This is a genomic window from Bradyrhizobium sp. B097 (genome assembly GCF_038957035.1).
In the GTDB taxonomy this organism is placed as follows: Bacteria; Pseudomonadota; Alphaproteobacteria; order Rhizobiales; family Xanthobacteraceae; genus Bradyrhizobium.
Genome location: NZ_CP152412.1, coordinates 5,753,149 through 5,766,510 on the forward strand (window position 1 = coordinate 5,753,149; position 13,362 = coordinate 5,766,510).

Consider the following 13,362-nt stretch of genomic DNA (forward strand, 5'->3'; position numbering starts at 1 on the left):
TGGCACGCGCTACCGTCGCAGCCCGGGCTGCACGTCGGCCAATGCGACATGAAGCGACATCGCTCCCGGATCCTGCTCCAGCATGCGCTGCACGGATTCCAGGTGCGATCGCAGCAGCCGGCTCGCCAGCGCCACGTCTCGCTCGTTCAGCGCCGCCAGGAACTGCCGCCGCTTCTCGGCGAGCCGCGCCATCGCGACCCCGCTGGAAGCAACCTTGGCATAGACGAAGCGCATGTGGATCTCGGTGACCGAGTCCACGATCATCGCGATTACCTTGTTGCCGGTCGAGGCCGCGAGCAGCTTGTAGAACTCGCGCGAGCATTCGACCCGATCGAGCAGCCTGCCTTCCTTCGTCGCAAGCTCGGTTCGCTCGATATTGGCTTCCAGCGCATCGAGGTCGGCCCTTCGCGCATTTGCACATGCCAGCTGCACCACAAGGTCCAGGACGTGGACCCGCGCCTCCGACAATTCCCGCACGGATATCGTCCCGAGGCTCAGCATGTCGCGCATGACCTCGTTCATGCGCCGGGTGTCGCCCTGCTGGATGAAGGCGCCGCCCTTGACGCCCTTCTGCAGTCGCAGCACGCCGGCCATCTCCAGGCTGCGCAGCGCCTCCCGCAGCACATTCCGGCTGACGCCGAGTTGCTGGGCGAGCTCGCGCTCGGCCGGCAGCTTGTCGCCGGGTTTCAGCACGCCGAGCGCCAGTTGCTCGCGAATGCGCTCGCAGATCTCCTCGAACGTCCGCCTGGTGTGGATCGGCTTGAACGTCGGTGTGGCCGCGGTGGCGGCCGCACGGAGATCGGTGGCGCGCTCCCTGCGGTTCGGAGAGGCGGTGCGGGGGCGCTGCGGCGCGCGAGGGCTTGACTTGGTGCTCATGCGGTGAATTATTAAATGGATCACCCATTCAATGGAAGCCCCTTTTTGGGCTTCCGGCAAAGAAACAGACGGGGAGTTCGTATGAGTTTTTCCGAGGAGCAGGTCGCCTTCCGCGACAACGTCCGCAGGATGGTCGCCCGGCACGTGGCGCCGATCGCCGCCGAAATCGACGAAACCGACCGCTTCCCGCTCGAGCTGGTCAAGCTGTTCGGCGAGATGGGATTGATGCAGCTCTGGGTGCCGGAGCGCTATGGCGGCCCGAACGGCAACCTCACCATGGCCTGCATCGCGCGCGAGGAAATCTCGAAGGTCTCGCCTGCCTGCGCATCGATCGCGGCGCTCAACACCATGTTCATCATGCCGTTGCTGCATTTCGGCTCGGAAGAGCAACGCGAGAAATATTTGCCGATCATCGCCCAGGGCGGCGTGGTCACGGCGATCGCGATCTCGGAGCCGCAGGCCGGTTCCGACGTCGCCGCGCTCAACACCCGCGCCCGCAAGGACGGCGACAGCTATGTCCTGAACGGCCGCAAGCAGTGGTGCAGCTACGGCGTCGTCGCCGACTACATCGTGGTGATGGCGCGGACCAGTGACGGTGCCGGTGCGGACGGAATCAGCGCCCTCATCGTCGAGCCGAAGAAGATGCCGGGCATTACGTTCGGCCGCCATGAGCGCAAGATGGGCTTTCGCGGCGCCCCCAACACCCCGATCTTCTTCGACAATGTCCGGGTCCCGGCCGAGAACCTTGTCGGCGAGGAAGGCAAGGGGTTTCGCGCGTCGATGCGCGCGCTCGACCTCAACCGCCCGACCATCGGCGCCCAGTCGGTTGGCCTCGCCCAGGGCGCGCTCGATGCCTGCATCGCCTACGCCAAGGAACGCAAGCAGTTCAAGCAGCCGATCGCCGAATTCCAGGGCGTGCAATTCATGCTCGCCGACATGGCGATGCAAATCGAGGCGGCCCGCGCGCTGGTCTACGAATGCGCCCGCGCCGGCGATGCCGGCGACTGGAAGCGGCTCAACGTGCTTGCCAGCATGGCCAAATGCGTCGGCAGCGACATGGCCATGAAGGTCACGACCGACGCGGTCCAGATCTTCGGCGGCTACGGCTACACCATGGACTACCCGGTCGAGCGCATGATGCGCGATGCCAAGCTGACCCAGATTTTCGAAGGCACCAACCAGATCCAGCGCGTGGTGATCGCCCGCGAGCTGCTGCGCTAGCGCAGATCGATTGCAACAAGAAACGAATTGCAGGGAGAAACGACCTTGAACCACATCATCGACCGGGCGTTGGTGGCCGTCGCGCTGTCAGCCCTGCTGGCGGCGCCCGCCTGCGCGCAGAAGGCTTACGGACCCGGCGCCAGCGACACCGAGATCAAGCTCGGCCAATCGACGCCGCTGAGCGGCCCCGCCTCCGCCTTCGGCGCCGGCGCCGGGCGTGCCGTGGTCGGCTATTTCGAGATGCTGAACGCGAAAGGCGGCATCAACGGCCGCAAGATCAACTTCACCCAGCTCGATAATGCCTACAGCGCGCCGAAGGCGGTCGAGCAATCGCGCAAGCTGATCGAGGACGTCGGCATCTTGGCCGAGGTCGGCACGATCGGCACCGCGCCCAACGTCGCAATCCAGAAATACCTTAACGGCAAGCAGGTGCCGCAGCTCTTCATCACCGCCGGCGGACGCCGCTTCAACGATCCCAAGACGTTCCCGTGGACGATCCCGCTCTATCCGGACTTCGAAACCGAAGGCCGCGTCGTCGCCAAATACATCCTGCGCACAAAGCCCGACGCCAGGATCGGCGTGCTCTACCAAAATGACGACTACGGCAAGGACTATCTCAAAGGCCTCCGCGCCGGTCTCGGTCCGAAGGCCGAGCTGATCGTTGCCCAGGCCTCCTACGAACTTGCCGACCCGACGATCGACTCACAGATCGTCCAGTTAAAAGCCGCCGGCGTCGACACGCTGATCGAGCAGTCGTCGTCGAAGGCCGCCGCGCAATCGATCCGCAAGGTCTATGAGCTCGGCTGGAAACCGCTGCACGTGATCGGCGGCTCGACGGCATCGGTCGAAACCATCCTGAAGCCCGCGGGCCTCGAAGCATCGAAGGGCCTGGTGACCACCCAGTTCCTCAAGCAGCCGGGCGACCCGGCCTGGGCCAATGACGACGAGGTCAAGGCCTACAAGGATTTCCTGAAGACGTACGCAGCTTCGGCCAATCCGGACGACTATTCGGTGCTGGTCGCCTATATGAACGTGCACGCGGTGGAGCTGGCCTTGCGCAAATGCGGAGACGATCTCACCCGCGAGAACCTGATCAAGCAGGCGACATCGCTGAACGGCGAGCGGCTGCCGATGATGCTGCCGGGCGTCTCGATCAGCACCCGGCCCGGCGACTACACGCCGTTCAGGACCTTGCGGATCGCGACGTTCGATGGCGAGAGCTGGTCGCTGACCGGCGAGCCGCTGTCGGCCGACTGAGGCCGGGTTGGCGAGAACCGTTATCAGTGGCTTCTCGCCAACGTCAGCTCAGGCGCGCAGGCTCGGCAGATCGAGCCCGTTGGCCTGGGCCCACTCGATCGCCGTTTCATAGCCGGCGTCGGCGTGGCGCATGACCCCCGTCGCCGGATCGTTCCACAGCACGCGCTCGAGCCGGCGCGCCGCCTCCGGCGTGCCGTCCGCGACGATCACCATGCCGGCGTGCTGCGAATAGCCGATACCGACGCCGCCGCCGTGGTGCAGCGACACCCAGGTGGCCCCGCTCGCGCAGTTGAGCAGCGCGTTAAGCAGCGGCCAGTCGGACACCGCATCGGAGCCGTCGCGCATCGCCTCGGTCTCGCGGTTCGGGCTTGCCACCGAGCCGCTGTCGAGATGATCACGGCCGATCACGATCGGCGCCTTGAGCTCGCCGCGCGCCACCATCTCGTTGAAGGCAAGGCCAAGGCGATGGCGGTCGCCAAGGCCGACCCAGCAAATCCGCGCCGGCAGCCCCTGAAACTTGATGCGCGCCTTCGCCATGTCGAGCCAATTGTGCAAATGGCCATCGTTGGGCATCAGCTCCTTGACCTTGTCATCGGTCTTGAAGATGTCCTCGGGATCACCCGACAGCGCCGCCCAGCGGAACGGCCCCACGCCGCGGCAGAACAGCGGACGGATATAGGCCGGAACGAAGCCTGGAAAGTCGAACGCCTGCTTCAGGCCCATGTCCTTGGCCATCTGGCGGATGTTGTTGCCGTAGTCGAGCGTCGGGATTCCCTGGGCGTGGAAATCCAGCATGGCCTGCACGTGATCGACCATTGAGGTCTTGGCCGCCGCCTCGACCGCCTTCGGGTCAGCCGCGCGCCGCGCTTCCCAATCGGCGAGCGTCCATCCCTTCGGTAGGTAACCGTTGATCGGATCATGCGCGCTGGTCTGATCGGTCACGATGTCCGGGCGCACGCCGCGGCGCACCAGTTCGGGAAAGATCTCGGCCGCATTGCCGAGCAGGCCGACCGAAACGGGCTTTTGGGTCTTGGCCGCGTCGGCAATGATCGCCAGCGCTTCATCGAGCGTCGTCGCCTGGCGATCGAGATAACCGGTGCGCAGCCGCATCTCGATGCGGCTCGGCTGGCACTCGACGGCGAGCATCGAGGCGCCGGCCATGGTCGCAGCCAGCGGCTGGGCGCCACCCATGCCGCCGAGGCCCGCCGTCAGAATCCATTTGCCGGCGAGACTGCCGCCATAGTGCCGGCGCCCGACCTCGACAAACGTCTCATAGGTCCCCTGCACGATGCCCTGGCTGCCGATATAGATCCACGACCCTGCCGTCATCTGGCCGAACATCATCAGGCCCAGGCGATCGAGCTCGTTGAAGTGGTCGAGCGTCGCCCAATGCGGCACCAGGTTCGAATTCGCGATCAGGACGCGGGGCGCATCGGCATGGGTGCGGAAGATGCCGACCGGCTTGCCGGATTGCACCAGCAGCGTCTGGTCGCCTTCGAGCTTGCGCAAGGAGGCGGCGATCCGGTCAAAGCTCTCCCAGTCGCGCGCCGCACGCCCGATGCCGCCATAGACCACAAGCTCGCTCGGACGCTCGGCGACGTCAGGATCCAGATTGTTCATCAGCATGCGCAGCGGCGCTTCCGTCAGCCAGCTCTTCGCGCTGATGTCGGTGCCGCGGGGAGCGCGGATGATACGTTCGTTATCCAATCGGCGGTTCATGACGGATGTCCCTGTCGGCTAAGCAAGTTTTGGAAACGGATCGGACGAAAGGACCGCGATCGCAGCGGCCGGTAACGCGTCGGCTTCGACCAGCGACGCGGCCCGCGCGAGATCGTCGGCCATGTAACGGTCCGCGGCGAGCGCCGGAACATGCTCGCGCAACGCGGCAATGACCGCAGCGAGCGGTGCGCTTGTCGAGTGTGGTGCGCGCAGCGTGATGCCTTGCGCGGCGACCAGAAGCTCGATGCCGAGGATGGCCGCAAGGTTGTCGGCCATGTCGGACAGCCGGCGCGCGGCATGCGCGGCCATCGAGACGTGATCCTCCTGGTTGGCGCTGGTCGGCGTGGAATCGATCGAGCACGGCATCGCGCGCTGCTTGTTCTCGGCATAGAGCGCGGCCGCCGTCACCTCGGCGATCATGAACCCGGAATTGATGCCGGGCTCGGGCGTCAGGAACGGCGGCAAGCCGAAGTTCAAGGCAGGATCGACCAGGGTCGCGATCCGGCGCTCGCTGGTGGCGCCGATCTCCGACAGCGCCAGCGCGATCTGATCGGCGGCGAAGGCCACCGGCTCAGCATGAAAATTGCCGCCCGAGACGATCTCGCCGGTGTCGACCAGAACCAGCGGGTTATCCGTCACGGCATTGGCTTCAATGGTCAGCACGCGTGCGGCGTGTACGAGCAGGTCGAGCACGGCACCCGCGACCTGCGGCTGGCAGCGCAGGCAATAAGGGTCCTGCACGCGCTCGTCGCCTTCGAGATGCGATCGCCTGATGTCGCTGCCGTCGAGCAATGCAGTCAAGGCCGCAGCCGCAGCGATCTGCCCATCATGGCCGCGCAGAGACTGAATCTCGGGACGAAACGGCACCGTGGAAGCCATCGCCGCGTCGACCGACAGCGCACCGGTCACCAGTGCAGCACACGCAAGACGATGTGCGCGCAGCAGGCCGGAAATCGCATAGGCCGTCGAAAATTGCGTGCCGTTGATCAGCGCGAGCCCCTCCTTGGGGCCGAGCGTCAACGGCGCGAGACCGGCAGCGGCAAGCGCTTCATGACCCGGCACGATCTTGCCATCAAGGAATGCCTGCCCTTCCCCGATCATGACGGCGGTCATGTGGGCGAGCGGCGCCAGGTCGCCGGAGGCGCCGACCGAGCCCTGCTGCGGCACCAGCGGTGAGACGCCGCGCGCCAGCATGCCCTGCAATTGCTCGATCACATCGCGGCGCACGCCGGACGCGCCGCGCCCGAGCGAGATCACCTTCAACGCGATCATCAGGCGCACGATCGGTTCGGGCGTAGCCGCGCCCACGCCGCAGCAATGCGACAGGATGAGGTTGCGTTGAAGCAGCGCCGTCTGGTCGGGGGCGATACGCGTCGAGGCCAGCTTCCCGAAGCCGGTATTGATGCCGTACGCGGGCACGTCGGTCTGCGCCGCTTTCGCCACGATCTCCGCAGTTGCCTCGACGCGCGGCCAGAACGACGGATCGAGCACGATGGGCACACCGTCAAGCACGCGCGCCAGGACGTCGAGGCCGACCGCTCCGGGCTTCACGACAATGGGGACATCCGGATCGCTCATTGCCCCCTCCACACCCGCCGGTGCAGCGGATTGAAGCCGATGCGGTAGACCAGCTCGGCCGGGCGCTCGATGTCCCAGATCGCGAGATCGCACCATTTGCCGGCCTCTAGCGTCCCGGTCTCGGCGAGCGTGCCGAGCGCGCGCGCCCCTTCCCGCGTCACCCCGGCAAGGCACTCGGCGACCGTCATCCGGAACAACGTTGCGCCCATGTTCATGACAAGCAGAAGCGAGGTCAGCGGCGAGCTGCCGGGATTGCAGTCCGTCGCCAGCGCCATGTTGACGCCGTGGCTGCGGAACAGCTCGACCGGCGGCTTCTGCGTTTCGCGAATGAAATAGAACGCACCGGGCAGCAGCACTGCGACCGTACCGGCCTTGGCCATCGCGGCGGCGCCGGCTTCATCGGTGTGCTCCAGGTGATCGGCCGATAGCGCAGAGAATTTTGCCGCGAGTGCCGCGCCGCCGAGATTCGACAGCTGATCGGCATGCAGCTTCACGGGCAGCCCCAGCGCACGCGCCGCCGCGAACACCCGAGCGGTCTGCTCGCCGGAAAATGCGATGCCCTCCATGAAGCCGTCGACGGCATCGGCAAGGCCGGCCTTGGCCACCGTCGGCAGCATCTCGTTGCAGACCAGATCGATGTAGCGGTCCTTGTCGCCATCGGCTTCTGGCGGCAATGCGTGCGCACCTAAAAAAGATGTGCGGATCGCAACCGGCCGCAGGCGGCCGAGGCTGCGTGCCGCCGCAAGCTGCCGCATCTCGGTCTCGACGTTAAGGCCATAGCCGGACTTGATCTCGACGGTGGTTACCCCCTCGCCGATCAGCGTGTCCAGCCGTGGCAGTGCGCCGGCGACGAGCTCGGCCTCGGTCGCGCTGCGCGTCGCAGCTACGGTCGAGACGATGCCGCCGCCCGCGCGCGCGATCTCCTCATAACTTGCGCCCTTCAGACGAAGCTCGAACTCGTGCGCGCGATTGCCGCCGAAGACGAGATGGGTGTGGCAATCGACCAGCCCGGGCGTGATCCAGCGGCCGCCGCAATCGATCCGTTCAACCGCGTCCGCATCCGCAGGAAAGTCCGACTGCACGCCTGCATAGACGATGCGGCCGTCGCGCGCCGCGATCAGGCCACGGTCGATCTCGCCGAGATCGGCGCCATCGCCGCGCATCGTGGCGAGCCGGGCGTTGTGCCAGATGCGGTCGAAACGCTCTGCCATGCGATCGTCCCCTTACGGTGGGATGCTTGACTTATATGTCTAGACATATAATCGTGTCGGGGTTCTGTCCAGCCGGCATGGAAAAATGACACGACTGCATTTCGCATTCGCGCTGCTGCCCTCGGGCTGGGCCAATGATGTGCAAATCGTGGTCGCCGACGGCACGATCGCCTCGGTGACGGCAGGCGTGCCCCCCGCCCCCGGCGATGAACGTCACCAATTGGCAGTTCCGGGATTGGCGAGCCTGCACAGCCACGCGTTTCAGCGCGGCATGGCCGGCCTTGCCGAACTGCGCGGCGACACCACCGACACGTTCTGGACCTGGCGCGAGACGATGTATCGCTTTGCGCTGACGATGACGCCGGACGACGTCGCCGCCGTCGCGACCCTGCTCTATGTCGAGATGCTCGAGCGCGGCTTCACGCGCGTTGGTGAGTTCCACTATCTCCATCATGATCGGGACGGCTCGCCTTACGCCAATCCGGCCGAGATGGCCGTGCGCATCGCGGAAGCGACTGAGGCGTCCCGCATCGGGCTCACGTTGCTGCCGAGCTTTTATGCACATGGCACCTTTGGCGGCGCAGCACCGCATGCCGGGCAGCGTCGCTTCATCTGCTCGGTCGATCAGTTCGCCGCGCTGATGGCGGCCTCGCGCGAGGCAATCCGAAAACTGCCTGGCGCCAACATCGGCATCGCCCCGCACAGCCTGCGCGCAGTGGCGCCCGATGAGCTTGCGGCGATCATTCCACTTGCCGGCGCCGACCCGATCCACATCCACGCCGCCGAACAGGTGCGCGAGGTGGAGGATTGCATGGCCTGGTCGGGGCAGCGACCGGTGGAATGGTTGCTCGAGCACGCGCCCGTCGATCGACGCTGGTGCCTGATTCACGCGACTCACATGACGGAACGGGAAGTCGCAGCGCTCGGCGGCAGCGGCGCCGTTGCAGGCCTCTGCCCGGTGACCGAAGCAAGCCTCGGCGACGGCATCTTTTCGGCCCGCGAATTCCTCGCCGCGGGCGGCCGGTTCGGCATCGGAACCGATTCCAACGTGCTGGTCGGGGTCGCCGACGAACTTCGTCAACTCGAATACGGCCAACGGCTGAAGCATCGCGAGCGCAATGTGCTCTCCGGGCGTCCGGGTGCATCCACTGGCCGTGCCCTGTTCGATCACGCGCTCGCGGGCGGCGCGCAGGCCCTGGCGCAGACCAACGCTGGCCTCGTACCCGGCGCCCGCGCCGATATCGTCACTCTCGACACTTCACACCCATCCCTGGCGGGACGGTCGGGCGATGCCGTTCTCGACGGCTGGCTGTTTGCGTCCGGAAGCGATGCGATCGACTGCGTCTGGGCCGGCGGCGACAAGGTGGTCGCGGGCGGACGGCACAGGTTGCGCGACAAAGCGCGCGAGCGGTTCAATGCGAGCGTCCGGAGGCTTGTCGCATGAGCCTCGCCTCCGATCGGGCCCGCCCTGCCGCAGCCAGCAAACCGACGCTCTACAAGCGGATCCGGCTCGATATCGAGACACGGATCCTGACCGGCGAATGGCCACCGGGCCACCGCATCCCCTTCGAGCACCAGCTCATGGCGCGCTATCGCTGCTCGCGCATGACGGTGAACAAGGCGCTGTCGGAGCTGGCGCAGGCTGACCTGATCGAGCGGCGGCGGCGTGCCGGCTCATTCGTACGTCGTCCGCAGCATCTGTCGGCGGTGCTCAAGATCGCCGACATGCGCGCCGAGATCACCGCGCTCGGCCGCACCTACAGCTATCAGCTGATCGATTGCCGGCGCCGCACCGCGACCGCGGCCGATCGCGTCCGGCTCGGGGTGAGCACGGCCGGCAAGGTGATCGCGATTGCCTGCCGGCACAGCGCCGACAATGTGCCGTTTGCGGTCGAAGACAGGCTGATCGATCTCTCCACGGTTCCGGAGGCCGCGACGGCGGACTTTGCGCGCGAACCGCCGGGATCATGGCTGCTGCATCACGTGCCGTGGACCGAGGCTGAACATACGATCAGCGCGGTTGTTGCGGACGATCGCACTGCGAAGGCGCTCGAGATCGCAGTCGGCGCGCCCTGCCTCGTGATCGACCGCTACACCTGGCGCAGCGCGCGCACGGTGACGGCGGTGCGGTTGCATTATCCAGGCGAGACGCATCGGCTGGTCGCTCGCTTCAAGGGAGGCTGAGACGGCTTGCGCGGCATAATTCATGCAATGCATCATGGGCCACCATCCACCGACATGCTTTATGCGGCAATCCGCCGCGACTGACGTGAAGACATCAACAAGGTTCAATCCATCGTTCAAGGGGTCGACAAACATGCGTTCGTTCAAGCTATTGCCCGCAATCGCAGCCTTGCTCGCGTCCACCGCCGCGTTCGCGGATGACGTCAAGGTCGGCGTCGGCATCTCCGGCTGGACCGGCTTCGCGCCGCTGACGCTCGCCAAGGAGGCCGGCATCTTCAAGAAGAACGGCCTCGACGTCACCTTGAAGAAGATTCCGCAGAAGGACCGGCATCTCGCGATCGCTTCGGGCGACATCCAGTGCGCGGCGACGACGGTGGAGACCTGGATCTCCTGGAACGCCAATGGCGTCGCGACCAAGCAGATCTTCCAGCTCGACAAGAGCTATGGCGCCGATGGCATGGCCGTGCGCAACGACGTCGCCGCGATCAAGGACCTCAAGGGCAAAACCGTCGCGGCATCCGCGCCGGGCACCTCGCCCTACTTCGCGCTGGCCTGGATGCTGAAGAAGAACGGTCTCACAGTGAAGGACGTGACCGTGGTGAATCTGGAGCCCGCCGCCGCGGCGCAGGCTTTCGTCTCCGGCCAGAACGACGCCGCGATGACCTACGAGCCTTACCTGTCGACGGTGCGCGCCGCCCCCGACAAGGGCAAGATCATCGCCACCACGCTCGATTATCCGATCGTGATGGACACGTTCGGCTGCACCCCGAAATTCCTGACCGACAATCCGAAGGCGGCCCAGGCGCTGGCCGACAGCTATTTCGAGGCGCTCGACATGATCGCCAAGGATCAGGCCAAGGCCTATGAGATCATGGGCGCGGACGTGAAACAGTCCGGCGAGCAGTTCGGCAACTCGGCAAAGTACCTGCGCTGGCAGGACAAGGCCGCCAACCAGAAATTCTTCGCCGGCGACTTCCTCACCTTCAACAAGGATGCCGCGGAGCTGCTGCTCGAGGTCGGCATCATCAAGGCCGCGCCGAAGGTGGAGGACATCTACGACGCCACCTTCATCAAGTAATGCAGCCATCATTTCGGCCGGTCCCGCCTTGCGACAAGCCGGGCCGGACTAGTGTATGAGACACGCCCGGATCAATTGATGCGTCCCCTTGAGCCCACAACATCGAAGCAGCGCGTGGTCTACGGCCTTGCCTTCTTCGTGCTGTTCGTCGCCCTCTGGTCCTGGGCAACGTTCGGCGGCCATGTATCGAAGACATTCCTCGCCAACCCGCTGACGATGGTGCAGGAAGGCTATGAGCTGCTCGCCAAGCAAGGCTTCCTGTTCGACATCGGGATGACGATCTGGCGCGTCATCGGCGGCTTCGTCCTTGCCGCTATCATCGCGGTGCCGATCGGCGTGCTGATGGGGGCCTACAAGCCGGTCGAGGCCTTTCTCGAACCGTTCGTGTCCTTTGCACGCTATCTGCCGGCATCCGCCTTCATCCCGTTGTTGATCCTGTGGGCTGGCATCGGCGAATTACAAAAGCTGCTGGTGATCTTCATCGGCGCGGTGTTTCAGATCATCCTGATGGTGGCCGTGACCGTCGGCGCCACACGGCGCGACCTGGTCGAAGCCGCCTACACGCTCGGCGCCGGCGACAGCGGCGTCATTCGCCGCGTACTGCTGCCCTCCGCCGCGCCCGAGATTGCAGAGATCCTCAGGCTGGTGCTCGGCTGGGCCTGGACCTACGTCATCGTGGCCGAACTGATCGGCTCATCGTCCGGCATCGGGCACATGATCACCGACAGCCAGGCGCTGCTCAACACCGGCCAGATCATCTTCGGCATCATCGTGATCGGGCTGATCGGCCTGGTCTCCGATTTCCTGTTCAAGGCGTTCAACGCCTGGCTGTTCCCGTGGAAGCTCGCATGACTGCGCTCAGGATCGATCAGGTCTCGCGAACCTTCCCCGCCCGCGCAGGCAACGCGCCGACAAGGGCGCTCGAGCCGACCACGCTCGACGTTGGTGACAACGACTTCGTCACCATCCTCGGGCCCTCCGGCTGCGGAAAGTCCACCCTGCTCCGGATCATCGCCGGGCTCGACCGGCCGACCAGCGGGCGCGTCACGCTCGATGGTCGCGAGGTCACCGGCCCCGGCGCGGATCGCGGCATGGTGTTTCAGTCCTACACCCTGTTTCCGTGGCTGACCGTGCGCGAGAATATCGCCTTCGGCCTGCGCGAGCGCGGCGTGTCGCAAACCGGGCGCTATGACATCGCCGACGCCTTCATTCGCCGGGTCGGGCTATCCGGCTTCGAGAACCATTGGCCCAAGCAGCTGTCGGGCGGCATGCAGCAGCGCACCGCGATCGCCCGGGCGCTGGCCAATGATCCGAAGATCCTGCTGCTCGACGAGCCGTTCGGCGCGCTCGACAACCAGACGCGTGCGCTGATGCAGGAGATGCTGCTCGGGATCTGGGAGCGCGACCAGAAGACGGTGTTGTTCGTCACCCACGATATCGAGGAGGCGATCTTCCTCGGCAGCCGCGTCATCGTGATGAGCGCCCGTCCCGGCCGCATCAAGGCCGAGATCGCGGTCGACCTGCCGCATCCGCGTTCCTACAAGATCAAGACCACGCCCGAATTCGTCGGACTGAAGGAGCGGCTGGTCGAGGAGATCCGCACCGAGGCCCTGAAGGTCGCCGAACAGGCCTGAGAGCCTGTTTCGAAGCGCGAGCAATGACATCGAGATTTCTTAACTAGCTCCGTCATGCCCGGCCTTGTGCCGGGCATCCACGTCTTTGCTTCAATCGGGCAAGAAAGACGTGGATGGCCGGGACAAGCCCGGCCATGACGATGCAGCGCCAGTTTGAGGAAAACCGACGATTGGCTGCGCTGTCAGTGGCTGATCATCCAGGGACGCGCGGTCGGAAAACCCTTGGCGCCGCTCCTGGTCTTGGTCATCAGCCGTGCAGGCTTCTTCTTGTCCGTGGAGCAGCAGCCGCAGCCCGGGCCGTGCGCGGCCTTGTACTGATCGAGCGTCTTCGGCGCGTGCCGGCTCTGCTCGTTGGTGGCGTGCGCCTTGCGCTTGTCCGAGGGCATGCAGAAGAACGCCGGGGCGGTGAGGATCACACGCGGCGACGTCGCCTCGCATTGCGGGCAGTCCTGCGGCAGGTCGCATTCCGCCATCGGCCGCATGTCGGTAAACGGGCCGCAGTCATTGCAGAGATATTCGTAGATCGGCATTTCCTTAATCCTTGCGCAGTCGTGTGTGACGTCTGGCGGCGGATGCGGGGCGGCCAATACGCAGCCGTCCCGCA

The 13,362-nt window shown here is 65.5% G+C and carries 12 protein-coding genes; 7 read left to right on the forward strand and 5 right to left on the reverse strand.

Going from position 1 to position 13,362, the window contains the following annotated elements; all coding sequences use genetic code 11:
* Positions 1-9: 9 nt before the first annotated feature.
* On the reverse strand, positions 10-876 hold the full coding sequence (locus tag AAFG07_RS26935; protein WP_342722854.1) for a GntR family transcriptional regulator: 867 nt from the start codon (positions 874-876) through the stop codon (positions 10-12).
* Positions 877-957: 81 nt separating this feature from the next.
* Here AAFG07_RS26935 and AAFG07_RS26940 point away from each other — a divergent pair, with 81 nt between their 5' ends.
* The gene (locus AAFG07_RS26940) at positions 958-2,097 is read left to right on the forward strand and encodes an acyl-CoA dehydrogenase family protein (protein WP_342722855.1); all 1,140 of its coding nucleotides are present in this window, start codon (positions 958-960) and stop codon (positions 2,095-2,097) included.
* A 54-nt stretch (positions 2,098-2,151) separates the two neighbouring features.
* The gene (locus tag AAFG07_RS26945) at positions 2,152-3,354 is read left to right on the forward strand and encodes an ABC transporter substrate-binding protein (protein WP_342729250.1); all 1,203 of its coding nucleotides are present in this window, start codon (positions 2,152-2,154) and stop codon (positions 3,352-3,354) included.
* Positions 3,355-3,402: 48 nt separating this feature from the next.
* Here AAFG07_RS26945 and hutU read toward each other — a convergent pair whose 3' ends face one another.
* Genes hutU through hutI form a run of 3 tightly spaced genes read right to left on the reverse strand, consistent with a single transcriptional unit; the run spans position 3,403 to position 7,862 of the window.
* A complete protein-coding gene (hutU, locus tag AAFG07_RS26950; RefSeq protein WP_342722856.1) occupies positions 3,403-5,073 on the reverse strand; it encodes a urocanate hydratase in 1,671 nt (556 codons plus the stop codon).
* A gap of 18 nt (positions 5,074-5,091) precedes the next feature.
* Positions 5,092-6,651, reverse strand: a complete 1,560-nt coding sequence (gene hutH / locus AAFG07_RS26955) for a histidine ammonia-lyase (protein ID WP_342722857.1) — start codon at positions 6,649-6,651, stop codon at positions 5,092-5,094.
* On the reverse strand, positions 6,648-7,862 hold the full coding sequence (gene hutI / locus AAFG07_RS26960; protein WP_342722858.1) for an imidazolonepropionase: 1,215 nt from the start codon (positions 7,860-7,862) through the stop codon (positions 6,648-6,650). The genes hutH and hutI overlap by 4 nt, the downstream gene beginning before the upstream one ends.
* An 85-nt stretch (positions 7,863-7,947) precedes the next feature.
* On the opposite strand from hutI, the gene AAFG07_RS26965 reads away from it, so the two are divergent.
* The 5 genes from AAFG07_RS26965 to AAFG07_RS26985 all read left to right on the forward strand — a co-directional run bounded on the left by AAFG07_RS26965 (position 7,948) and on the right by AAFG07_RS26985 (position 12,758).
* Entirely contained in the window at positions 7,948-9,306 is a 1,359-nt protein-coding gene (locus tag AAFG07_RS26965; protein ID WP_342722859.1) for a formimidoylglutamate deiminase, read from the forward strand.
* Entirely contained in the window at positions 9,303-10,046 is a 744-nt protein-coding gene (gene hutC / locus AAFG07_RS26970; RefSeq protein ID WP_342722860.1) for a histidine utilization repressor, read from the forward strand. The genes AAFG07_RS26965 and hutC overlap by 4 nt, the downstream gene beginning before the upstream one ends.
* Before the next feature lie 133 nt (positions 10,047-10,179).
* Positions 10,180-11,124, forward strand: a complete 945-nt coding sequence (locus tag AAFG07_RS26975; protein ID WP_342722861.1) for an ABC transporter substrate-binding protein — start codon at positions 10,180-10,182, stop codon at positions 11,122-11,124.
* 78 nt (positions 11,125-11,202) lie between these two features.
* Positions 11,203-11,976 carry an ABC transporter permease gene (locus AAFG07_RS26980; RefSeq protein WP_342722863.1) on the forward strand — a complete coding sequence of 258 codons (774 nt, stop codon included), beginning with the start codon at positions 11,203-11,205 and terminating at the stop codon, positions 11,974-11,976.
* On the forward strand, positions 11,973-12,758 hold the full coding sequence (locus AAFG07_RS26985; protein ID WP_342722864.1) for an ABC transporter ATP-binding protein: 786 nt from the start codon (positions 11,973-11,975) through the stop codon (positions 12,756-12,758). The genes AAFG07_RS26980 and AAFG07_RS26985 overlap by 4 nt, the downstream gene beginning before the upstream one ends.
* Before the next feature lie 182 nt (positions 12,759-12,940).
* Here the strand turns inward: AAFG07_RS26985 and AAFG07_RS26990 are convergent, their stop codons facing one another.
* Positions 12,941-13,288, reverse strand: coding sequence for a zinc ribbon domain-containing protein (locus tag AAFG07_RS26990; protein ID WP_342722865.1), 348 nt, complete (start codon positions 13,286-13,288; stop codon positions 12,941-12,943).
* Positions 13,289-13,362: the final 74 nt, after the last annotated feature.

What these genes read in the sequence shown, in the direction of transcription:
- AAFG07_RS26935 (WP_342722854.1), bottom strand. Translation starts at nt 876, where the DNA reads ATGAGCACCAAGTCAAGCCCTCGCGCGCCGCAGCGCCCCCGCACCGCC.
- AAFG07_RS26940 (WP_342722855.1), top strand. Translation starts at nt 958, where the DNA reads ATGAGTTTTTCCGAGGAGCAGGTCGCCTTCCGCGACAACGTCCGCAGG.
- hutU (WP_342722856.1), bottom strand. Translation starts at nt 5,073, where the DNA reads ATGAACCGCCGATTGGATAACGAACGTATCATCCGCGCTCCCCGCGGC.
- hutH (WP_342722857.1), bottom strand. Translation starts at nt 6,651, where the DNA reads ATGAGCGATCCGGATGTCCCCATTGTCGTGAAGCCCGGAGCGGTCGGC.
- hutI (WP_342722858.1), bottom strand. Translation starts at nt 7,862, where the DNA reads ATGGCAGAGCGTTTCGACCGCATCTGGCACAACGCCCGGCTCGCCACG.
- AAFG07_RS26965 (WP_342722859.1), top strand. Translation starts at nt 7,948, where the DNA reads ATGACACGACTGCATTTCGCATTCGCGCTGCTGCCCTCGGGCTGGGCC.
- hutC (WP_342722860.1), top strand. Translation starts at nt 9,303, where the DNA reads ATGAGCCTCGCCTCCGATCGGGCCCGCCCTGCCGCAGCCAGCAAACCG.
- AAFG07_RS26975 (WP_342722861.1), top strand. Translation starts at nt 10,180, where the DNA reads ATGCGTTCGTTCAAGCTATTGCCCGCAATCGCAGCCTTGCTCGCGTCC.
- AAFG07_RS26980 (WP_342722863.1), top strand. Translation starts at nt 11,203, where the DNA reads ATGCGTCCCCTTGAGCCCACAACATCGAAGCAGCGCGTGGTCTACGGC.
- AAFG07_RS26985 (WP_342722864.1), top strand. Translation starts at nt 11,973, where the DNA reads ATGACTGCGCTCAGGATCGATCAGGTCTCGCGAACCTTCCCCGCCCGC.
- AAFG07_RS26990 (WP_342722865.1), bottom strand. Translation starts at nt 13,288, where the DNA reads ATGCCGATCTACGAATATCTCTGCAATGACTGCGGCCCGTTTACCGAC.